This window comes from Enterobacter sp. BNK-18, from assembly GCF_047456135.1.
Taxonomy (GTDB): Bacteria; Pseudomonadota; Gammaproteobacteria; order Enterobacterales; family Enterobacteriaceae; genus Enterobacter; species Enterobacter ludwigii.
The window spans coordinates 498,788-520,848 of record NZ_CP179899.1; the positions used below are offsets into that span (position 1 = coordinate 498,788).

General features: G+C 52.9%; 21 protein-coding genes and 5 tRNA genes. 20 read left to right on the forward strand and 6 right to left on the reverse strand.

Annotated elements, in window-relative coordinates; all coding sequences use genetic code 11:
• The first annotated feature begins 21 nt into the window (after positions 1–21).
• The 19 genes from mngB (at position 22) to pnuC (ending at position 15,017) form a co-directional block, all read left to right on the forward strand.
• Positions 22–2,658: a mannosylglycerate hydrolase gene (gene mngB, locus ACMGG3_RS02405; protein WP_414149545.1), complete on the forward strand. Its 2,637-nt coding sequence runs from the start codon at positions 22–24 to the stop codon at positions 2,656–2,658.
• Between the two features lie 678 nt (positions 2,659–3,336).
• Positions 3,337–4,905, forward strand: coding sequence for a cytochrome ubiquinol oxidase subunit I (gene cydA, locus ACMGG3_RS02410; protein WP_020884962.1), 1,569 nt, complete (start codon positions 3,337–3,339; stop codon positions 4,903–4,905).
• Positions 4,906–4,920: 15 nt separating this feature from the next.
• On the forward strand, positions 4,921–6,060 hold the full coding sequence (gene cydB, locus ACMGG3_RS02415) for a cytochrome d ubiquinol oxidase subunit II (protein WP_014169180.1): 1,140 nt from the start codon (positions 4,921–4,923) through the stop codon (positions 6,058–6,060).
• A gap of 14 nt (positions 6,061–6,074) precedes the next feature.
• A complete protein-coding gene (gene cydX / locus ACMGG3_RS02420; protein WP_014169181.1) occupies positions 6,075–6,188 on the forward strand; it encodes a cytochrome bd-I oxidase subunit CydX in 114 nt (37 codons plus the stop codon).
• Positions 6,188–6,478, forward strand: coding sequence for a cyd operon protein YbgE (gene ybgE, locus ACMGG3_RS02425; protein ID WP_020884961.1), 291 nt, complete (start codon positions 6,188–6,190; stop codon positions 6,476–6,478). Before cydX ends, ybgE begins: the two co-directional genes overlap by 1 nt.
• 148 nt (positions 6,479–6,626) lie before the next feature.
• On the forward strand, positions 6,627–7,031 hold the full coding sequence (gene ybgC, locus ACMGG3_RS02430) for a tol-pal system-associated acyl-CoA thioesterase (protein WP_014169183.1): 405 nt from the start codon (positions 6,627–6,629) through the stop codon (positions 7,029–7,031).
• A complete protein-coding gene (tolQ, locus tag ACMGG3_RS02435) occupies positions 7,028–7,720 on the forward strand; it encodes a Tol-Pal system protein TolQ (RefSeq protein ID WP_014169184.1) in 693 nt (230 codons plus the stop codon). The genes ybgC and tolQ overlap by 4 nt, the downstream gene beginning before the upstream one ends.
• 3 nt (positions 7,721–7,723) lie before the next feature.
• Positions 7,724–8,152, forward strand: a complete 429-nt coding sequence (gene tolR, locus ACMGG3_RS02440) for a colicin uptake protein TolR (protein WP_014169185.1) — start codon at positions 7,724–7,726, stop codon at positions 8,150–8,152.
• Positions 8,153–8,180: 28 nt separating this feature from the next.
• The gene (gene tolA, locus ACMGG3_RS02445; protein WP_014169186.1) at positions 8,181–9,470 is read left to right on the forward strand and encodes a cell envelope integrity protein TolA; all 1,290 of its coding nucleotides are present in this window, start codon (positions 8,181–8,183) and stop codon (positions 9,468–9,470) included.
• Positions 9,471–9,600: 130 nt separating this feature from the next.
• Positions 9,601–10,893 carry a Tol-Pal system beta propeller repeat protein TolB gene (tolB, locus tag ACMGG3_RS02450; RefSeq protein WP_025204648.1) on the forward strand — a complete coding sequence of 431 codons (1,293 nt, stop codon included), beginning with the start codon at positions 9,601–9,603 and terminating at the stop codon, positions 10,891–10,893.
• Positions 10,894–10,928: 35 nt separating this feature from the next.
• Positions 10,929–11,450 carry a peptidoglycan-associated lipoprotein Pal gene (gene pal, locus ACMGG3_RS02455; RefSeq protein WP_003858578.1) on the forward strand — a complete coding sequence of 174 codons (522 nt, stop codon included), beginning with the start codon at positions 10,929–10,931 and terminating at the stop codon, positions 11,448–11,450.
• A gap of 9 nt (positions 11,451–11,459) precedes the next feature.
• Entirely contained in the window at positions 11,460–12,254 is a 795-nt protein-coding gene (gene cpoB, locus ACMGG3_RS02460; protein WP_014169189.1) for a cell division protein CpoB, read from the forward strand.
• A gap of 161 nt (positions 12,255–12,415) precedes the next feature.
• Positions 12,416–12,491: transfer RNA gene (locus ACMGG3_RS02465), tRNA-Lys, on the forward strand.
• 27 nt (positions 12,492–12,518) lie between these two features.
• A tRNA-Val gene (locus tag ACMGG3_RS02470) sits at positions 12,519–12,594 on the forward strand.
• Positions 12,595–12,598: 4 nt separating this feature from the next.
• Positions 12,599–12,674 (forward strand) — tRNA-Lys (locus tag ACMGG3_RS02475).
• Between the two features lie 139 nt (positions 12,675–12,813).
• Positions 12,814–12,889, forward strand: a tRNA-Lys gene (locus ACMGG3_RS02480).
• Between the two features lie 31 nt (positions 12,890–12,920).
• Positions 12,921–12,996, forward strand: a tRNA-Lys gene (locus ACMGG3_RS02485).
• A 235-nt stretch (positions 12,997–13,231) separates the two neighbouring features.
• Complete coding sequence (gene nadA / locus ACMGG3_RS02490) at positions 13,232–14,275, forward strand: quinolinate synthase NadA (protein WP_073395772.1); 1,044 nt, start codon at positions 13,232–13,234, stop codon at positions 14,273–14,275.
• Between the two features lie 22 nt (positions 14,276–14,297).
• Positions 14,298–15,017, forward strand: a complete 720-nt coding sequence (gene pnuC, locus ACMGG3_RS02495; protein ID WP_020884957.1) for a nicotinamide riboside transporter PnuC — start codon at positions 14,298–14,300, stop codon at positions 15,015–15,017.
• Here pnuC and zitB read toward each other — a convergent pair.
• Both zitB and ACMGG3_RS02505 read right to left on the reverse strand, forming a co-directional pair.
• Positions 15,014–15,952 carry a CDF family zinc transporter ZitB gene (gene zitB, locus ACMGG3_RS02500; protein ID WP_020884956.1) on the reverse strand — a complete coding sequence of 313 codons (939 nt, stop codon included), beginning with the start codon at positions 15,950–15,952 and terminating at the stop codon, positions 15,014–15,016. The two genes, pnuC and zitB, sit on opposite strands and share 4 nt — an antisense overlap.
• 106 nt (positions 15,953–16,058) lie before the next feature.
• Positions 16,059–16,439 (reverse strand): YbgS-like family protein, encoded by a 381-nt coding sequence (locus ACMGG3_RS02505; RefSeq protein ID WP_025204646.1) that lies wholly within the window; start codon positions 16,437–16,439, stop codon positions 16,059–16,061.
• 304 nt (positions 16,440–16,743) lie between these two features.
• On the opposite strand from ACMGG3_RS02505, the gene aroG reads away from it, so the two are divergent.
• Positions 16,744–17,796, forward strand: coding sequence for a 3-deoxy-7-phosphoheptulonate synthase AroG (aroG, locus tag ACMGG3_RS02510; RefSeq protein WP_040016953.1), 1,053 nt, complete (start codon positions 16,744–16,746; stop codon positions 17,794–17,796).
• Between the two features lie 61 nt (positions 17,797–17,857).
• Here the strand turns inward: aroG and gpmA are convergent, their stop codons facing one another.
• The 4 genes from gpmA to galT all read right to left on the reverse strand — a co-directional run bounded on the left by gpmA (position 17,858) and on the right by galT (position 22,052).
• The gene (gene gpmA, locus ACMGG3_RS02515; RefSeq protein WP_020884954.1) at positions 17,858–18,610 is read right to left on the reverse strand and encodes a 2,3-diphosphoglycerate-dependent phosphoglycerate mutase; all 753 of its coding nucleotides are present in this window, start codon (positions 18,608–18,610) and stop codon (positions 17,858–17,860) included.
• A 206-nt stretch (positions 18,611–18,816) separates the two neighbouring features.
• A complete protein-coding gene (gene galM, locus ACMGG3_RS02520) occupies positions 18,817–19,860 on the reverse strand; it encodes a galactose-1-epimerase (protein WP_333177724.1) in 1,044 nt (347 codons plus the stop codon).
• On the reverse strand, positions 19,854–21,002 hold the full coding sequence (galK, locus tag ACMGG3_RS02525) for a galactokinase (RefSeq protein WP_025204645.1): 1,149 nt from the start codon (positions 21,000–21,002) through the stop codon (positions 19,854–19,856). Before galK ends, galM begins: the two co-directional genes overlap by 7 nt.
• A 3-nt stretch (positions 21,003–21,005) precedes the next feature.
• A complete protein-coding gene (gene galT, locus ACMGG3_RS02530; RefSeq protein WP_044858639.1) occupies positions 21,006–22,052 on the reverse strand; it encodes a galactose-1-phosphate uridylyltransferase in 1,047 nt (348 codons plus the stop codon).
• Positions 22,053–22,061: the final 9 nt, after the last annotated feature.

A 22,061-nucleotide genomic window follows, 5' to 3' on the forward strand; every position in this document is an offset into this window, starting at 1 on the left:
ATTCATTTACAGGAAACGAAGATGAAAGCTGTATCTCGCGTTCATATCACGCCACATATGCACTGGGACCGTGAGTGGTATTTCACCACCGAAGCGTCGCGGATCCTTTTGGTCAATAACATGGAGGAGATCCTGACCCGTCTGGAGCAGGACGAAGAGTATAAATACTACGTTCTCGATGGACAGACCGCGGTACTGGAGGATTACTTTGCCGTTGTGCCGGACAACCGGCCCCGGGTTAAAGCGCTGGTTGAGCGCGGAAAGCTGATTATCGGGCCGTGGTATACCCAGACCGACACCACGATAGTCAGCGGCGAATCGATCGTTCGCAATCTGATGTACGGGATGCGCGACTGCATGGAATTCGGTGAGCCGATGAAAATAGGGTATCTGCCGGATTCGTTTGGCATGTCCGGGCAACTTCCGCATATCTATAACGGCTTTGGTATCACCCGCACGCTGTTCTGGCGCGGATGTTCTGAGCGTCACGGCACCGATAAAACAGAATTTTTATGGCAGAGCGCAGACGGCAGCGAAGTTACAGCGCAGGTACTACCGCTGGGCTACGCGATTGGTAAGTACTTACCGGAGGATGAAGCGGGGCTGCGTAAACGGCTCGATACCTGGCTTACATTGCTGGAGAACGCTTCCGTGACGAAAGAGATTCTGCTGCCTAACGGTCACGACCAGATGCCCCTCCAGCAGAACATTTTCGCGGTGATGGATACCCTTCGAAAGATGTACCCGCAGCGGAAATTTGTGATGAGCCGATTTGAGGAGGTCTTTGAACATACTGAAGCGCACCGTGACGAACTGGCGACGCTGAAAGGGGAGTTTATCGACGGCAAATACATGCGTGTACACCGGACAATCGGCTCCACACGGATGGACATCAAAATTGCTCATGCCCGCATTGAAAACAAAATCGTGAATATCCTCGAACCGCTGGCGGCGCTCGCCTGGATGCTGGGCTTCGAGTATCACCACGGTTTGCTGGAGAAAATGTGGAAAGAGATCCTCAAGAATCATGCTCACGACAGTATTGGCTGCTGCTGCAGCGACAAAGTGCATCGTGAGATTATGGCCCGGTTTGCGCTCGCTGAAGACATGGCCGATAACCTCACGCGTTTCTCGATGCGCAAGATTGTCGACAATATGCCGCAAAGCGAGGCCGACAAGCTGGTGATGTTCAATCTGATGCCCTGGCCCCGTGAAGAGGTGATTAACACCACCCTTCGTCTGCGCGCGAGCCAGTTCCGGTTGCGGGATGATAAAGGCAATGAGATCCCCTGTTTTATTCGCCGCGCCCGGGAAATAGACCCGGGGCTGATTGACCGGCAAATCGTGCACTATGGTAATTACGATCCGTTTATGGAGTTTGATATCCAAATCTGTCAGATCCTGCCCGCGATGGGATACCGCACGCTTTACATCGAGCCCCAGGCTCCTGAAAAGAGGCTTCCCGCGAGGGCAAAAACGGATGCTCTGCTGGAAAACGCCTTCTGGCAAATTGATATAAATGACGATGGCACGCTGCGCCTGCGTGATAAAGAATCCGGACTTATTTATGACCGCGTACTGGAAATTGAAGAGGGGTCGGATGATGGCGATGAGTACGACTACTCGCCTTCCCGGGAAGAGTGGCGGCTCACTTCAGCGCACGGGCAGCATCATGTTGAGGTGAAACAGGAAGCCTGGCAGAGCAGGGCGGTGATCCAGCATCGCATCGCCGTTCCGGCAAACCTGGTCGAGCGGTCGGCCCGCCTGCGCAATGGCGCTCTTGCGGTTGAATTTGAGGTTACTCTCAGCCATAACAGCAGGCGTGTAGATGTTGTGGCGCGTCTGGATAATCAGGCTGACGATCACCGGGTCCGCGTGCTTATCCCGACGCCGTTTATGACGGAGCAGGTACTGTCAGATACGCAGTTTGGCTCCATAACGCGCCCGGTTCGCGATGACGCGATGGCTAACTGGCAAGAAGAGGGCTGGAAAGAGGCACCGGTTCCCGTCTGGAATTTACTTAACTACGCCGTGCTGCAGCAGGAACGAAACGGGCTCGCCCTGTTCACAGAAGGGTTACGCGAATTTGAAGTGGTGGGGGAGGCGGAAAAAGCGTTTGCTCTGACCCTTTTACGCGGTGTGGGCGTGCTGGGAAAGGAAGATTTGCTGTTGCGCCCGGGCCGACCGTCCGGCATAAAAATGGCCGTTCCGGACTCGCAGCTTCGGGGCAGGCTCGATTGCCGTTTTAGCCTTCTGAGTTTTAGCGGCTCTCCCGAGAACGCCGGCGTTGCTCAGCAGGCGAAAGCGTGGCTTACCCCCGTCCAGTGTTATAACAAAATCCCCTGGGATGCCATGAAACTTAACCGTGCGCCGTTCAGCACGCCGGACAGATACAGCCTGCTGACCCTTTCGCCGACAGGCTGTGTTATGAGCGCGATAAAAAAGGCGGAGGATCGGGACGCGCTTATCCTTCGTCTGTTTAATCCGTCGGAGTCTGTGTCCTGTGATGCCTCTTTATCGTGGAATCAGGCGCTTAAAGGCTGTTGCGAGACGAATTTAAATGAACAGGTACTGGCAGGCAGGGGAGAAGAAAAGGGCATTACGGGCCTGTTCAGGCCTGGGCAATCGCGGACTTTTAGCCTGAAAACGGAAAGGTAGCGTCTGAAGTGAACAAAAGGCTGCGCGCAGGGCAGCCTTTTTTATTGAATAGTCACATTGTGGTGTTAATTTTAAGCGTGTCGCAGGTAAAATAAATGTAATTATCTGCCGCTATCGTCGCACAATGGAAAAAAAACGCGCTGACGACTACCTTTATACGTTAACGCGAATGTAAAGATGCGTTGTTCTTCAGCGTTAAAATAAATCACGTCTGTTTATATTCTTTCTTGCTTTTGATAACTCCAAATATCTCGTCGTACACATAGCATTAACAAGGTTTTTACCATTCACACTACATTTAAACATGGTTAACAGAAACGGTGCTTTTTGATTTAAATCAAAGTTTAATCCTTGGAAAAAGGTGTCGAAAGGCGGTAAATTGTCCCCGATCAAAATGGCTGAAAAGTGGTAATTTTGCTATAAATTGATCGCCGTCGAAAAACGTAAATGTGATTCAATAAAAACCTGTTTATTGTAAGGGTTTTGCAGCGTATTATATTTGCGGGATCAATTTGAGTTTTTTATTAACGTATTTGTAACCTATCGTCATTGCTTTTATCCTTTCTCAGGCTAAGCGCGACGACATGGATGCGAATAATTTGTATTGGGGCATGTGTGTGAATCCTTTTCTAACGGGGTTCACTCTCGGAGTCTTCATGCGATGAGCAAGGAGTCATGATGTTAGATATAGTCGAACTGTCGCGCTTACAGTTTGCCTTGACCGCGATGTACCACTTCCTGTTTGTGCCACTAACGCTCGGTATGGCGTTCCTGCTGGCCATCATGGAAACGGTCTACGTCCTCTCCGGCAAACAGATTTATAAAGATATGACCAAGTTCTGGGGCAAGTTGTTTGGTATCAACTTTGCACTGGGCGTGGCTACCGGTTTGACCATGGAGTTCCAGTTCGGGACTAACTGGTCTTACTATTCTCACTACGTTGGGGATATCTTCGGTGCGCCGCTGGCCATTGAAGGTCTGATGGCCTTCTTCCTCGAATCCACCTTTGTAGGTCTGTTCTTCTTCGGTTGGGACCGTCTGGGCAAAGTCCAGCATATGGCGGTGACCTGGCTGGTGGCACTCGGTTCGAACCTGTCCGCACTGTGGATCCTGGTCGCGAACGGCTGGATGCAGAACCCTATCGCGTCTGATTTCAACTTCGAAACCATGCGTATGGAGATGGTCAGCTTTGCCGAGCTGGTGCTGAACCCGGTCGCACAGGTTAAATTCGTTCACACCGTGGCGTCTGGCTATGTGTGCGGCGCGATGTTTGTACTGGGCATCAGCTCTTACTACATGCTGCGTGGTCGTGACTTCGCGTTTGCTAAGCGCTCCTTTGCTATCGCTGCAAGCTTCGGTATGGCTGCAATCCTCTCTGTTATCGTGCTGGGTGATGAATCCGGTTACGAAATGGGTGACGTGCAGAAAACCAAACTGGCCGCTATCGAAGCCGAATGGGAAACCCAACCCGCGCCTGCTGCCTTTACTCTGTTCGGTGTTCCCGACCAGGATGCACAGGAAAACCGCTTCGCCATTCAAATTCCTTACGCGCTCGGCATCATTGCCACCCGCTCCGTTGACAAGCAGGTGACGGGTCTGAAAGAGCTGATGGTGCAGCATGAAGGCCGTATCCGTAACGGTATGAAAGCTTACGCGCTGCTGGAGCAGCTGCGTGCGGGTTCTACCGACCAGGCCGTGCGTGACCAGTTCAACGATGTGAAGAAAGATCTGGGTTACGGTCTGCTGCTGAAACGCTATACCCCGAACGTCTCCGACGCGACGGAAGCGCAAATCCAGATGGCGACCAAAGACTCCATTCCACGCGTGGCGCCACTGTACTTCGCATTCCGTATCATGGTGGGCTGCGGCATCATCATGCTACTGATCATTGCGGCGTCCTTCTGGTCCGTGATTCGTAACCGCATCGGTGAGAAAAAATGGCTGCTGCGTACCGCGCTGTATGGTATCCCACTGCCGTGGATTGCTATCGAATCCGGCTGGTTTGTTGCGGAATATGGCCGTCAGCCATGGGCGATCGGTGAGGTGCTGCCAACGGCGGTAGCGAACTCCTCTCTGACTGCAGGCGATCTGATCTTCTCCATGCTGCTGATTTGTGGTCTGTACACCCTGTTCCTGGTGGCTGAACTGTTCCTGATGTTCAAGTTCGCGCGCCTTGGCCCAAGCAGCCTGAAAACCGGTCGCTATCACTACGAGCAGTCCGGTGCGACTACTCAGCCGGCACGCTAAGACAGGAGTCATCAAATGATCGATTATGAAGTATTGCGTTTTATCTGGTGGCTGCTGGTCGGTATTCTGCTGATCGGTTTCGCAGTCACTGATGGTTTCGACATGGGGGTGGGGATGCTCACCCGTTTCCTCGGTCGTAATGACACCGAACGTCGAATCATGATTAACTCCATCGCCCCGCACTGGGACGGTAACCAGGTGTGGCTGATCACCGCAGGCGGCGCGCTGTTCGCTGCCTGGCCGATGGTCTACGCGGCTGCGTTCTCCGGTTTCTATGTGGCGATGATTCTGGTGCTGGCTTCTTTATTCTTCCGTCCGGTTGGTTTCGACTACCGTTCCAAGATTGAAGACACCCGCTGGCGCAACATGTGGGACTGGGGCATCTTCATTGGTAGCTTCGTTCCACCGCTGGTGATTGGCGTGGCGTTCGGTAACCTGCTGCAGGGTGTACCGTTCCACATCGATGAATACATGCGTCTTTACTACACCGGTAACTTCTTCCAGCTGCTGAATCCGTTTGGTCTGCTGGCAGGCGTGGTGAGTGTGGCAATGATCATTACTCAGGGTGCGACCTATCTGCAGATGCGTACCGTAGGTGAATTGCATCTTCGCTCTCGTGCAACGGCGCAGGTTGCTGCGCTTATTACCCTGGTGTGCTTCGCACTGGCCGGCGTATGGGTGATGTACGGTATCGACGGTTATGTCATTACGTCTGCAATTAACCACACGGCACCGTCTAACCCGCTGACGAAAGAAGTGGCACGACAGGCTGGCGCGTGGCTGGTGAACTTCAACAATATGCCTGTTCTGTGGGCTATTCCGGCTCTGGGTGTGTTGCTGCCGCTGCTGACGATACTGACGTCACGTCTGGAAAAAGGTGCCCTGGCATTTGTATTTTCCTCACTGACGCTGGCGTGCATTATTCTGACTGCAGGTATCGCGATGTTCCCATTCGTCATGCCGTCCAGCACGATGATGAATGCAAGCCTGACCATGTGGGATGCAACGTCCAGCCAGCTGACGCTTAACCTGATGACGTATGTTGCTTGCGTGTTCGTACCGATTATCCTGCTGTACACCGCCTGGTGTTACTGGAAAATGTTCGGTCGTATCACGAAAGAAGATATTGAAAGCAACACTCATTCTCTGTACTAAGTAAGGAGCTGAATATGTGGTATTTCGCATGGATTTTAGGGACGCTTCTTGCCTGTGCATTTGGTGTCATTACTGCCCTGGCGCTTGAGCACGTCGAAGCGTCTAAAGCAGGTGAAGACAAACACTAATGAACATTATCGCGACGCTTTACGCGGTAATGGATAAGCGCCCGTTAAGGGCGCTTTCTTTAGTGATGGCATTACTGCTGGCAGGTTGTATCTTCTGGGACCCTTCGCGCTTTGCAGCGAAGACCAGCGAGCTTGAGATCTGGCACGGCTTCCTCATTATGTGGGCGGTGTGCGCAGGTGTGATCCACGGCGTAGGCTTTCGTCCGAAAGCGCTGCACTGGCAGGGGATTTTCTGCCCACTTATCGCCGATCTGGTGCTTCTCGCTGGCTTGATTTTCTTCTTCTTCTGAATAAGAAATGTCCGTTAATGATATGGGCTTACCCTGGCCCATAAAAATTTACTCTCCGTTTACTTTCTCCCATTCCAAACCATCTTTCCCGCGCGTATAGTAGCGAAGTTTAAAAGCTCTAACTTTTGTTGCATTACCGGGATGTAAAGTGAATACAACGCTGTTTCGATGGCCGGTTCGTGTCTATTACGAAGATACCGATGCCGGGGGTGTGGTTTACCACGCCAGCTACGTTGCTTTTTATGAACGGGCACGCACAGAGATGCTGCGCCATCATCACTTTAGTCAACAGGAGCTGTTGGCTGAGCGAGTTGCCTTCGTGGTTCGCAAGATGACGCTTGAGTATTTTGCGCCTGCCAGACTCGACGATATGCTCGAAGTCCAAACTGAAATTACATCAATGCGCGGAACCTCAATGGTTTTCACGCAGCGGATAGTCAATGCAGAAAATACGGTACTGAACTCAGCTGAAGTCCTGATCGTCTGTGTTGATCCAACCATAATGAAGCCTCGTGCGCTTCCTAAGTCTATTGTCGCGGAGTTTAAGCAGTGACTGACATGAATATCCTTGATTTGTTCCTGAAGGCAAGCCTTCTGGTTAAACTTATCATGTTGATTTTGATTGGTTTTTCAATCGCATCCTGGGCCATCATCATCCAGAGAACGCGTATCCTCAATGCGGCTGGCCGTGAAGCAGAAGCGTTTGAAGATAAGTTCTGGTCGGGTATTGAGCTTTCTCGTCTGTATCAGGAAAGCCAGGGACGCCGTGATAACCTCGTAGGCTCCGAACAGATTTTCTATAGCGGATTCAAAGAGTTTGCTCGTTTGCATCGCGCAAACAGCCACGCGCCTGAAGCGGTTGTGGAAGGTGCCTCGCGTGCGATGCGTATCTCCATGAATCGCGAGCTGGAAAACCTTGAAACGCATATTCCTTTCCTGGGAACCGTTGGTTCCATCAGCCCGTATATCGGTCTGTTTGGTACGGTCTGGGGGATTATGCACGCCTTTATCGCCCTGGGGGCGGTGAAGCAGGCGACGTTGCAGATGGTTGCCCCGGGTATTGCAGAAGCACTGATTGCGACCGCTATCGGTCTGTTTGCGGCGATCCCGGCGGTTATGGCTTACAACCGTCTGAACCAGCGCGTGAATAAACTGGAACTGAACTACGACAACTTTATGGAAGAGTTCACCGCGATTCTGCACCGTCAGGCGTTTACCAGTACCGAGAGTAACAAGGGGTAAACCATGGCCAGATCGCGTGGACGAAATCGTCGCGAGCTCAAGTCCGAAATCAATATCGTTCCACTGCTGGACGTTCTGTTGGTACTACTGCTGATCTTCATGGCGACAGCACCCATCATTACCCAGAGCGTGGAGGTTGATCTGCCGGATGCGACAGAATCACAGGCGGTAAGCACCAATGACGATCCTCCGGTCATCATTGAGGTTTCCGGTGTAGGGCAATACAGCGTAGTGGTAGAAAAAGATCGTATGGATCAACTGCCACCTGAGCAGGTTATTGCTGAAGCGCAGCGACGTCTGGAGTCAAATCCGAAAACGGTCTTCTTAATCGGTGGCGCGAAAGACGTACCATACGATGAAATTATTAAAGCGCTGAACTTGCTACATAGCGCGGGCGTTAAGTCAGTTGGCTTAATGACTCAGCCTATTTGATCATCTGCGTAGTTTTTGGGAACCGATAGTGTCAAAGGCAACCGAACAGAACGACAAGCTTAAGCGAGCGATAATCGTCTCCGCAGTGCTGCACGTTATTCTTTTTGCAGTGCTGATCTGGAGTTCGTTCGACGAGCACATTGATGCATCATCGGGCGGCGGTGGAGGCTCTTCCATTGACGCCGTCATGGTGGATCCCGGTGCGGTAGTGCAGAACTATAACCGCGAGCAACAGCAGAAGGCGAGTGCAAAACGGGCTGAAGAGCAGCGTGAAAAACAGGCGCAACAGCAAGCGGAAGAACTGCGTGAAAAGCAGGCCGCTGAGCAGGAGCGACTGAAGCAGCTTGAGAAAGAACGTTTGCAGGCGCAGGAAGCGGCGAAAGAGCAGGCGGAACAGCAGAAGCAAGCTGAAGAGGCCGCGAAGAAAGCTCAGGAACAGCAGAAGCAGGCGGAAGAGGCGGCAGCCAAAGCCGCGGCGGACGCGAAAGCACAAGCTGATGCCCAGGCAAAATTAGCGGCGGAAGCGGCGAAGAAAGCCGCAGCCGATGCTCAGAAGAAAGCTGAAGCCGAAGCGGCGAAGAAAGCCGCTGCTGATGCTCAGAAGAAAGCTGAAGCGGAAGCGGCAAAAAAAGCAGCTGCTGATGCTCAGAAAAAAGCTGAAGCGGAAGCCGCGAAGAAAGCCGCTCAGGAAGCAGAGAAGAAAGCTGCTGCCGATGCTGCGAAGAAAGCGGCTGCTGCCGAGAAGGCTGCAGCAGAAAAAGCGGCCGCTGCTGAAAAAGCCGCAGCAGAGAAGAAAGCCGCCGCCGAGAAAGCGGCTGCTGACAAAAAAGCTGCAGCAGAAAAAGCTGCTGCCGATAAGAAAGCAGCTGCAGAGAAAGCCGCCGCCAAAAAAGCGGCCGCCGCTGAGAAAGCCGCGGATGCCGCTGGCGTTGACGATCTCCTGGGCGATCTGAGTTCTGGTAAGAATGCGCCGAAAGCGGGCGGTGGTGCGAAAGGCAGTGGTCAGCCCTCTAAAGACAGTGGTACTTCTGGTGCCAATGGTGGGGCGACGGGTGCTGATATCAGCGCTTATGCTAAGCAAATTCAGGTTGCGATTCAGAACCGCCTGTTTGATGCAAGCATCTATCAGGGCAAACAATGTGTACTGCATATCAACCTTGCGCCAGACGGTAGGTTGAAAAGCGTGACCTCTGAAGGGGGCGATCCTGCGCTTTGTCAGGCAGCATTGGCCGCTGCAAGGTCGGCGAACATTCCTAAACCGCCTAGTGAGGCTGTTTATGAACGGATAAAAGATGCCAAACTGGACTTTAAACTGTAATCGACTGTCCTTACGGAAGTATGAAAAACAGTCTATTGTCCTAACGAGTGTTTAGTAGTTTTGTCTATTTGGGTTTGTTAACATTCTGCTAAATTATCGTGGGTAAGGTTACCCGGATAAGGGAGATATGATGAAGCAGGCATTACGTGTAGCATTTGGTTTTTTAATGCTGTGGGCAGCAGTACTGCACGCAGAAGTACGTATCGAGATCACCCAGGGGGTGGATTCGGCACGCCCAATCGGTGTTGTTCCGTTCCAGTGGGCCGGTCCTGGCGCTGCGCCTGAAGATGCCGGTGGCATCGTTGCGGCTGACCTGCGTAACAGCGGTAAATTCAACCCATTAGATCGTTCTCGTCTGCCTCAGCAGCCGGGCAGCGCGCAGGAAGTACAGCCTGCCGCATGGTCTGCACTCGGTATCGATGCTGTCGTTGTTGGTCAGGTTACACCTAACCCGGACGGCTCTTACAACGTTGCATGGCAGCTGGTTGATACCGGCGGTGCACCGGGTACCGTTCTGGCACAGAACTCTTACAAGGTCACTAAACAGTACCTGCGCTACGCGGCACACGCTGCCAGCGATGCGGTATTTGAAAAACTGACCGGCATTAAAGGTGCGTTCCGTACCCGTATTGCTTATGTGGTACAGACCAATGGCGGTCAGTTCCCGTATGAGCTGCGCGTATCTGACTACGATGGTTACAATCAGTTCCTGGTGAAACGTTCTTCTCAGCCGCTGATGTCTCCAGCCTGGTCTCCGGACGGTTCTAAACTGGCTTATGTTACCTTCGAAAGCGGTCGTTCAGCGCTGGTTATCCAGACGCTGGCTAACGGTGCTGTTCGCCAGGTTGCGTCGTTCCCTCGTCACAACGGTGCGCCTTCGTTCTCTCCGGACGGTACCAAACTGGCGTTTGCGCTCTCTAAAACCGGTAGCCTGAACCTGTACGTGATGGACATTGGCTCTGGTCAAATTCGCCAGGTGACCGATGGTCGCAGCAACAACACCGAACCGTCCTGGTTCCCGGACAGCCAGAACCTGGCATTTACGTCTGACCAGGCAGGTCGTCCACAAATCTATAAAGTGAACGTCAACGGCGGTGCTCCACAGCGTATTACCTGGGAAGGTTCGCAGAACCAAAACGCGGACGTGAGCAGCGACGGTAAATTTATGGTAATGGTCAGCTCCAACGGTGGGCAGCAGCACATTGCCAAACAAGATCTGGTAGCGGGTGGCGTTCAAGTTCTGTCGTCAACGTTCCTGGATGAAACGCCAAGTCTGGCACCTAACGGCACTATGGTAATCTACAGCTCTTCTCAGGGGATGGGATCTGTGCTGAATCTGGTTTCTACAGATGGGCGTTTCAAAGCGCGTATTCCGGCAACTGATGGACAGGTAAAATCACCTGCCTGGTCGCCGTATCTGTAAATAATAATTAATTGATTACTAAAGGAATCATAGAAATGCAACTGAACAAAGTGCTGAAGGGGCTGATGATCGCTCTGCCTGTAATGGCAATCGCAGCGTGTTCTTCTAACAAGAATGCAAGCAATGACCAGAGCGGCGAAGGCATGATGGGTGCCGGTACCGGTATGGACGCGAATGGCAATGGCAACATGTCTTCTGAAGAGCAAGCGCGTCTTCAGATGCAGCAGCTGCAGCAGAACAACATCGTTTACTTCGATCTGGATAAATACGACATCCGTTCTGACTTCGCTGCGATGCTGGATGCTCACGCTAACTTCCTGCGTAGCAACCCGTCTTACAAAGTCACCGTAGAAGGTCACGCGGACGAACGTGGTACTCCAGAGTACAACATCTCCCTGGGTGAACGTCGTGCTAACGCCGTTAAAATGTACCTGCAGGGTAAAGGCGTTTCTGCTGACCAGATCTCCATCGTTTCTTACGGTAAAGAAAAACCTGCAGTACTGGGTCACGACGAAGCGGCTTACTCCAAAAACCGTCGTGCCGTACTGGTTTACTAAGAGAATTGCATGAGCAGTAACTTCAGACATCATCTGTTGAGTCTGTCGTTACTGGTTGGAATAGCGGCCCCCTGGGCCGCTTTTGCTCAGGCACCAATCAGTAGTGTCGGCTCAGGCTCGGTAGAAGACCGGGTCACTCAACTCGAGCGTATTTCTAACGCTCACAGCCAGCTTTTAACCCAACTCCAGCAACAACTTTCCGACAACCAAAACGATATTGATTCTCTCCGTGGTCAGATTCAGGAAAGCCAGTATCAGCTTAACCAGGTTGTGGAACGTCAGAAGCAAATCTTGCTGCAGATGGATAGTCTCAGCAGCGGTGGCGCAGCTGCGCAGCCAGCAGCAGGCGATCAGAGCGGTGCGGCGACGTCGACCCCTGCTCCTGCGGCAGATGCTTCGGCCTCGACGGGAGCGCCTGTTCAGAGCGGTGACGCGAATACGGACTACAACGCGGCCATTGCCCTGGTACAGGATCAATCTCGTCAGGATGACGCTATCGTTGCGTTTCAGAACTTTGTGAAGAAATACCCTGATTCTACTTATCTGCCAAATGCAAATTATTGGCTGGGTCAGCTGAATTACAACAAGGGTAAAAAGGACGATGCGGCGTTTTATTTTGCCTCAGTGGTGAAAAATTACCCGAAATCGCCAAAAGCGCCTGATGCGATGTTTAAAGTCGGTGTCATCATGCAGGACAAAGGTGACACTGCGAAAGCGAAAGCGGTTTATCAGCAGGTGGTTGCTAAATTCCCTGGCACCGAAGGTGCGAAGCAGGCGCAAAAACGTCTGAATTCGATGGGATGATTATCGCATGACCAGAAATCGCGTTATTTCTGGTCGTGCAGCATGATTCGTAAGCAGTTAAGTGATCTTCATCGAAATTTTTGTTGCGCTGAATTCTTAAATCAGTAATATATGCCGCCGTTGCCACGGGATATCAAACAACGTGAAAACAGCGTAAAAGTGGGTCGTTAGCTCAGTTGGTAGAGCAGTTGACTTTTAATCAATTGGTCGCAGGTTCGAATCCTGCACGACCCACCACTTAAAGCAGTTCCGGTAGTACAGAGTGGGTGATTAGCTCAGTTGGTAGAGCATCTCCTTTACACGGAGGGGGTCGGCGGTTCGAGCCCGTCATCACCCACCACTCCGGGTCGTTAGCTCAGTTGGTAGAGCAGTTGACTTTTAATCAATTGGTCGCAGGTTCGAATCCTGCACGACCCACCAATTTTAATGTCTTACTCAGATATTAAACGTGAAGGATAACGTTGCAACAGCAACGGCCCGTAGGGCGAGGCAAAGCCGAGTCATCCTGCACGACCCACCAGGTTATTGGTATGAGTAAAAATTCAGGCAACACCCAAGCGGGTCGTTAGCTCAGTTGGTAGAGCAGTTGACTTTTAATCAATTGGTCGCAGGTTCGAATCCTGCACGACCCACCAGCCTGAATAGATTTGCAGTACATCCCGCAAGGGGTCGTTAGCTCAGTTGGTAGAGCAGTTGACTTTTAATCAATTGGTCGCAGGTTCGAATCCTGCACGACCCACCAATGTAAAAAAGCGCCCTAAAGGCGCTTTTTTGCTATCTGTATTCCGCATATTTTGACCTTGCAGGTCGACTCCGGCGAAGTCGCCATCCGATGCGTGCTACGCACACCTATTTCCGGTGACTTTTTCTCGCAAATTCGCTATCTTGTTTAGTATACAAAACACATTTGCCGTCCGTTTTGCTATGTCATGCAAAAGAAAGGCAATAATGTTAAGCCAGTAAAACGAGAAGCCATAATGAGCGTGATGTTTGATCCAGAAGCCGCAATCTATCCCTTCCCGCCAAAGCCTGTCCCTCTGAGTCAGGATGAGAAGCAGTTTTACCGTGAGAAGATCAAACGTCTTCTCAAAGAGCGAGATGCAGTGATGGTTGCACATTACTACACCGACCCGGAAATCCAGCAACTGGCGGAAGAAACCGGGGGCTGCATCTCTGACTCTCTGGAGATGGCACGCTTTGGTGCCAGACATCCTGCTTCCACGTTACTGGTCGCAGGCGTTCGCTTTATGGGTGAAACCGCAAAGATTCTCAGCCCTGAAAAAAACATTCTGATGCCAACGCTACATGCGGAGTGTTCACTCGACCTCGGCTGTCCGATTGATGCGTTCTCGGCCTTCTGCGATGCCCATCCGGACCGTACCGTGGTGGTCTATGCCAATACCTCTGCCGCAGTGAAAGCGCGGGCAGACTGGGTCGTGACGTCAAGCATCGCCGTTGAACTGATTGAGCATCTGGACAGCCTGGGCGAGAAAATCATCTGGGCGCCTGACCGCCATCTCGGCAATTACGTGCAGAAGCAGACCGGCGCTGACGTGCTTTGCTGGCAGGGTGCCTGTATTGTTCATGATGAATTTAAGACGCAGGCGCTCTCGCGCATGAAGGCGCTTTACCCGCACGCAGCGATCCTTGTTCACCCGGAATCACCGCAGTCCATTGTCGACATGGCGGATGCCGTGGGATCCACAAGCCAGCTTATCAATGCTGCCAGGACGCTGCCGCACAAGCAGCTCATCGTGGCAACCGACCGCGGTATCTTCTATAAGATGCAGCAGGCCGTGCCTGAGAAAGAGCTGCTTGAAGCACCAACGGCGGGCGAGGGGGCGACGTGTCGTAGCTGCGCGCACTGCCCGTGGATGGCGATGAACGGCCTGAAAGCTATTGCTGAGGGGCTGGAGAAAGGCGGAGCAGCGCATGAAATCCATGTGGATGCTGCTCTGCGTGAAGGTGCGTTAATTCCGCTTAACCGCATGCTGGATTTTGCGGCTACACTACGTACTTAATTCAATACGCCCTGGGGAAAAGATGGATTTTTTTAGCACACAGAACATTCTGGTTCATATACCGATTGGTGCAGGTGGCTATGACCTGTCATGGATTGAGGCCGTGGGTACGCTGGCTGGGTTATTGTGTATCTGGCTGGCAAGCCTGGAGAAGATCAGCAACTACGCGTTCGGGTTAATTAACGTTACGCTCTTTGCGATTATCTTCTTCCAGATCCAGCTGTACGCCAGCCTGCTTTTGCAGTTGTTCTTCTTTGCGGCGAACATTTACGGTTGGTACGCGTGGTCGCGGCAGAACAGCCAGCAGGAGGCAGAGCTGCAAATCCGCTGGCTGCCCTTACCGAAAGCTATCGCCTGGTTTGTCGCCTGCGTTGTCGCCATTGGTTTAATGACCGTCTATATCAACCCGGTGTTTGCATTCCTGACCCGTGTCGCGGTGTCGGTCATGTCTGGCCTCGGGCTGAATGTCGCTATGCCATCACTCCAGCCGGATGCTTTCCCGTTCTGGGACTCCTGCATGATGGTGCTGTCGATTGCTGCGATGATCCTGATGACCCGTAAATACGTTGAGAACTGGCTGCTCTGGGTCGTCATTAACGTCATTAGCGTGGTTATTTTTGCACTTCAGGGCGTCTATGCGATGTCGCTGGAGTATCTGCTGCTGACCTTCATTGCCCTGAACGGGAGCCGGATGTGGATTAACAGCGCGCGTGAGCGAGGCTCTCGCGCGCTTTCGAACTAATGATGGTGATGATGTGAATGGCCGGACTGCGCCTCGTTCAGGTGGCAGTCCGGGCCGTTACAGGGCTGGTACTCCATCTGGATGGTGGCGTGGCCAATCTCATAATGATGTTCGAGAAAGTGCTGGATGCGCTCAAGCAGGCCATCATGGTCATGGGTAGGGATCACCTGGACGTGCAATGTCATGACCGGTTTCTCACCCACCAGCCAGACATGGACATGATGCACATTGCGCACTTCGGGTACGGAACGACGCAGGTTGCGTTTAAGCTCGGCAATGTCCACGGATGCCGGCGCCCCTTCAAGCAGTTCATTCACGCTCTCCTTCAGCAGCCGCCAGGCACTGCGCAATACCAGACACGATACCAGCACGGACAGAATCGGGTCGACGGGCGTCCAGCCGGTATAAAGGATCACCAGCGCGGCCACAATAGCACCGACGGAACCCAGTAAATCGCCCATGACATGCAGGGCCGCAGCGCGCACGTTGAGGTTCTTTTCCCCGCTGCCGCGATGCAAAATCCAGAACGCCAGAAGATTCGCCAGTAGACCTGCTACGGCGATAACCATCATTGTCGCTCCGGCGACCGGCTGTGGGTGACGAAAGCGCTGTATGGCTTCCCAGACGATAAGAAGGGTGATAACCACCAGAGCAATAGCGTTAACAAACGCCGCCAGAGTGGTCAGTCGCAGCCAGCCAAAGGTATGACGCGCGTTAGGCGGACGACGGGCAAACTGCACGGCCAACAGAGCGAAGAGCAGGGCGGCGGCATCGGTAAGCATATGTCCGGCATCCGCCAGAAGCGCCAGAGAGCCGGAAACCAGGCCACCAATGACCTCGATAACCATAAACGTTGCCGTGACGCCGAAGGCCAGCATAAGGCGTTTAGCGTTGTCATCGCCAGGAGACGGGGTGTGTGAATGCGTGTGCGCCATATCAGTTTTCCTTGTTGTTATTGTTTTTAGTGTAGCGTTTTTAATGGCTTACTCCAAAAAGAAAGGAGAGCCAGAGCTCTCCTTTTACGTTAACATCCGTCACGGATTATTGGGTTGTGCCATCCGTTTTGGTATTGGCATCGTCGCCCACTTTGTCATTCGAATTCGGACACTTACCGTCTTTGCACATGGTGTTCTTATGCATTTCATCGGTACTCATCGTGTCATGATTCATGGTGCCAGAGCCGCTACTGTCCGGATGCAACATCGTGCCTCCGGTATTAGTGTTCCCGGTATTGATCTGGCTGTTATCGACATTATTCGGGGCGATATTCTGTTTTGCATCAGGGGCGACCTGACCCGCCGCCGCCGCGGCATTTGCATCACCGTTGTTATCTGTTGAGCCCGTCTCAGCGGCAAGGACGCTGCCGCTTGCCAGGGTAAGGGAGGCTGTGAGGAAGAGGGTTGCCAGTTTCGTCATTTTCATCTTGGTGCTCCTGTTCTTATCGTTACGCTGGATAACATTTTCCAACAGTGCATCTTTTTCAGAGGCGAAAGATTCCGTCATACGGACTTACGTCAGTATGGAATCGCGTTTAATCAAACAAAAGTGGTTGTTACAGTTAAAAAGCTTAGGTTAGATCTCGTTTTTCGCTATTTTGTGGCGATTTTTAGGTGAATTCCAGGAATTATCTGCGTGAAGTGTAAAACCGTGTTTACACTTTCTGGTCGGCAAGTTAGATTGAAAGGATTGCTTTCATTACTAAAGATATGGCAGAGCTGGAAAGAAAATGAATTATCAGAACGACGATTTACGTATTAAAGAGATCAATGAGTTATTACCTCCTGTAGCACTCCTTGAGAAATTCCCCGCCACTGAAAATGCCGCAAACACGGTGTCTCATGCTCGTAAAGCGATCCATAAGATCCTGAAAGGTAATGACGATCGTCTTCTGGTGGTGATTGGCCCTTGCTCAATTCACGATCCTGCTGCGGCCAAAGAGTACGCAGCAAGATTGCTCCAGCTTCGCGAAGAACTGCAAGGCGAGCTGGAAATTGTCATGCGTGTTTACTTCGAAAAGCCGCGTACGACCGTTGGCTGGAAAGGGCTGATTAACGACCCGCATATGGATAACAGTTTCCAGATCAACGACGGTCTGCGTATTGCGCGCAAACTGCTGCTGGAGATCAACGACAGCGGTTTGCCGGCTGCCGGTGAGTTCCTCGACATGATTACGCCGCAATATCTGGCGGATCTGATGAGCTGGGGCGCAATCGGTGCGCGTACTACAGAATCTCAGGTTCACCGCGAACTGGCGTCAGGTCTCTCGTGTCCGGTTGGTTTTAAAAACGGTACCGATGGCACCATTAAGGTGGCAATTGACGCCATCAATGCCGCCGGGGCACCGCACTGCTTCCTGTCCGTCACCAAATGGGGTCACTCCGCCATTGTGAATACCAGCGGTAACGGTGACTGTCATATTATTCTGCGTGGCGGTAAAGAGCCGAACTACAGCGCAAAACATGTGGCAGACGTGAAGGTCGGGCTGGAAAAAGCGGGTCTGCCACAACAGGTGATGATCGACTTCAGCCATGCCAACTCCAGCAAGCAGTTTAAAAAGCAGATGGAAGTCGGCGCCGATGTTTGTCAGCAGATTGCCGGCGGTGAGAACGCGATTATTGGCGTGATGATCGAAAGCCATCTGGTGGAAGGTAACCAGAATCTGGAAGGCAGCGAGCCGCTGGTTTACGGCAAGAGCGTCACGGACGCCTGCATCGGCTGGGACGATACGGATGTCCTTCTGCGTCAACTGGCGAATGCGGTAAAAGCGCGTCGCGGCTGAGTTTCAGGAGCCAAATAAAAAAGCGTGGATTGCTCCACGCTTTTTTTATGTCCAGCGAAAATTATTTCGCTTTACCCTGGTTCGCTACAGCCGCGGCTTTTGCAGCGATCTCATCAGCGTTGCCCAGATAGTAATGTTTGATTGGTTTGAAGTTTTCGTCGAACTCATACACCAGCGGAACGCCAGTTGGGATGTTCAGTTCGAGGATCTCGTCTTCACCCATGTTGTCCAGGTATTTCACCAGCGCACGCAGGGAGTTACCGTGAGCTGCGATGATCACGCGCTCGCCGCTTTTCAGGCGTGGCAGAATGGTTTCGTTCCAGTAAGGCACAACGCGGTCGATGGTCAGCGCCAGGCTCTCGGTCGTTGGCAGCTCAGCATCCGTCAGTTTCGCGTAACGCGGGTCGTGGCCCGGGTAGCGCTCGTCATCTTTGGTCAGCTCTGGTGGGGTTACCGCGAAGCCGCGACGCCACTGTTTAACCTGCTCGTCACCGTATTTTTCAGCGGTTTCCGCTTTGTTCAGACCCTGCAGCGCACCGTAGTGACGCTCGTTCAGTTTCCAGGATTTCTCAACCGGCAGCCAGGCCTGATCCAGTTCGTCCAGAACGTTCCACAGTGTATGGATGGCACGTTTCAGCACAGAGGTGTAAGCAAAATCAAAGCTGAAGCCTTCAGCCTTCAGCAGTTTACCTGCTGCTTTTGCTTCGCTTACGCCTTTTTCTGACAGATCAACGTCGTACCAACCGGTAAAGCGGTTTTCGTTGTTCCACTGGCTTTCGCCATGACGCACCAGGACCAGCTTAGTTACAGCCATATCGTACTCCTCATAAGCTTTATTGAATGATAACAATTCTCATTATATTGCCGTGACAGTGCCAGCAGCAACGCTTAACCCTAACCATAGCGAAAATAGTCTCTGAGTGTAAGATGCTTGTGAATCCAGGGTTATGATTTTGTCTGCGATCGGCGCTATTTTCAGCAAGACGGAGAGAAAAAGCCCTCCGCAAGGAGGGCTGGGAATTATGAATGCGGGATGAAATGATATTCTGTCACGCTAACGTACTCTTCACCCGGGCGCAGCACACAGTCCGGCTGTGGCCATTCTGGATGGTTCGGGCTGTCCGGCAGGAACTCGCTTTCCAGCGCCAGCCCTTGCCAGTCGCTGTACTCTTCATGTTCGCGTGCCGTGGTGCCGCCAAGGTAGTTGCCTGAATAGAATTGCAGGGCAGGGGCCGTGGTGTAGACCGTCATCTGCAGTTTCTCATCCGCAGACCAGACCTGCGCGGCAGGCTGAGTCACATCGCCTTTCGCCTGCAGCAGGAACGCGTGGTCATAGCCTTTCACCTTGCGCTGATCGTCATCGCTCAGGAAATCCTGTGCGATGGTTTTTCCGTTGCGAAAATCAAAGCTGGTACCGCTGACGGCCTTGAGCCCCTGATACGGGATCCCCATTTCATCCACCGGCAGATAGGCATCGGCCAGGATCTGGAGCGTGTGATTACGCACGTCGCACTGGTTGCCGTCCAGGTTGAAATAAGCGTGGTTGGTCAGATTGACCGGGCACGGCTTATCAACTTTCGCGCGATATTCAATGGCGATACGGTTATCGTCAGCCAGCGTGAAATGCGCGAACGCGGTGAGGTTACCGGGGAATCCCTGGTCACCGTCACGCGAGTCCAGTGAGAACAGCACTTCGCGGTCGTTTTGCTGAGCGATTTTCCAGCGGCGCTTATCGAACCCTTCAGGTCCACCGTGCAACTGGTTTTCGCCCTGACTGGAAAGCAACGAGTAACGCTCGCCATCAAGTTCGAAAGCGCTTTTCGCGATGCGGTTAGCATAACGGCCGACAGACGCGCCAAGATAGGCGGACTGATTGACATACTGCTCAGGCGACGCGCAGCCAAGCAGGGTTTCACGTACGCTGCCATCAGGCATTGGTACACGAGCGGATAGCAAAGTGGCACCCCAGTCCATTAACGTAACCACCATTCCTGCGCTGTTGCGCAGGGTTAACAGGCGATACGGCAGGCCATCCGGGGCAAGGGTTGGCGTTTCGTTTAGCACTGTCCTGCTCCTTGTGATGCTTTACACACGTAGAAAGTTTCTTTAATACCTGTTTTCGCTTCGTACTGTTTTTCCACCGCCTGCTGGACGGCAGGGACGAGCTCTTCCGGCATCAGGGCAACAATGCAGCCACCGAAGCCGCCGCCGGTCATGCGCACACCGCCTTTATCGCCAATCGTGGCTTTGACGATGTCCACCAGGGTATCGATTTGCGGAACGGTGATTTCAAAATCATCGCGCATGGAGGCGTGAGATTCTGCCATCAGTTCACCCATACGTTTCAGGTCGCCTTTCGCCAGCGCGGACGCCGCTTCAACGGTACGGGCATTTTCCGTCAGCACATGGCGAACGCGTTTCGCCACTACCGGATCCAGTTCGTGCGCCACTTTATTGAACTCGTTGAGCGAAACGTCACGCAGCGCAGGTTGCTGGAAGAAGCGTGCGCCGGTTTCACACTGCTCGCGGCGGGTGTTGTACTCACTGCCCACCAGCGTGCGTTTAAAGTTGCTGTTAATAATTACCACAGCTGCGCCTTTTGGCAAGGGAACGGCTTTGGTACCCAGAGAGCGGCAGTCGATAAGCAAGGCATGCTCTTTTTTACCCAGCGCAGAGATCAGCTGGTCCATGATGCCGCAGTTACAGCCCACAAACTGGTTTTCCGCTTCCTGACCATTCAGGGCGATTTGTGCCCCGTCCAGTGGCAGATGATAAAGCTGCTGGAAGACGGTACCCACGGCGACTTCCAGCGACGCGGACGAGCTTAACCCGGCGCCCTGAGGCACGTTTCCGCTGATGACCAGATCAGCGCCGCCCACGTTTTTATTACGTTTCTGCAGGTGTTTTACCACGCCGCGCACGTAGTTAGACCATTGCTGGCTGTCGTGGGTAACGATGGGTGCATCGAGGGAAAACTCATCCGTCTCATTGTTGTAATCCGCTGCAATAACGCGGACTTTGCGGTCATCGCGCTTAGCGCAGCTAATGACCGTCTGGTAATCAATGGCGCACGGCAGAACGAAACCATCGTTATAGTCGGTATGTTCACCAATCAGGTTCACGCGGCCAGGTGCCTGAATGACATGGGTGGCAGGGTAGCCAAATTTCTCAGCAAACAGGGATTGTGTTTTATCTTTCAGACTCATTTTTTAGACTCCTGATTCGCGATAATGGACGTCACTCACAGCCCGCAGGCGTTCTGCAGCCTGTTCTGCCGTCAGGTCACGCTGGGTTTCTGCCAGCATTTCATAGCCCACCATGAATTTACGTACCGTCGCAGAGCGCAGCAGCGGCGGATAGAAATGGGCATGCAACTGCCAGTGTTGATTCTCTTCACCGTTAAACGGAGCGCCATGCCAGCCCATTGAATAGGGGAAGGAGCACTGGAACAGGTTGTCATAACGGCTGGTCAGTTTCTTCAGTGCCAGGGCGAGGTCATCGCGCTGTGCGACGCTCAGATCGGTGATGCGCAGAACCTGTGCTTTTGGCAGAAGCAGCGTCTCAAATGGCCATGCTGCCCAGTAAGGTACGACGGCCAGCCAATGCTCGGTTTCCACCACCGTTCGGCTGCCATCGGCCAGTTCACGACGGGTGTAATCCACCAGCATCGGCGATCCGTTTTCCGCGAAATAGGCTTTTTGCAGACGGTCTTCACGCTCGGCTTCGTTTGGCAGGAAACTGTTGGCCCAGATCTGACCGTGCGGGTGCGGGTTAGAGCAGCCCATTGCCGCGCCCTTGTTTTCGAACACTTGTACCCACGGGTAGGTCTGGCCCAGTTCAGCAGTTTGCGTCTGCCAGGTGCTGACGACCTCTTTCAGCGCGTCAACACTCAGCTCCGGCAGCGTTTTGCTGTGATCGGGCGAGAAACAGATAACACGGCTGGTGCCGCGCGCGCTTTCACAGCGCATCAGCGGGTCCTGGCTATCCGGCGCGTCGGGCGTGTCGGTCATCAGGGCGGCAAAATCGTTGGTGAAAACGAAGGTGCCTTTGTAGTCCGGGTTTTTATCGCCCGTCACACGCGTGTTGCCCGGACACAGGAAGCAGTCCGGGTCGTGCTGGGGAAGCGTCTGTTTTGCAGGCGTCTCTTGCGCCCCCTGCCAGGGGCGCTTGGCGCGATGCGGAGAAACCAAAATCCATTGCCCGCTTAGCGGGTTAAAACGACGATGCGGATGATCGACGGGATTGAACGAAGTCATGACGGATCC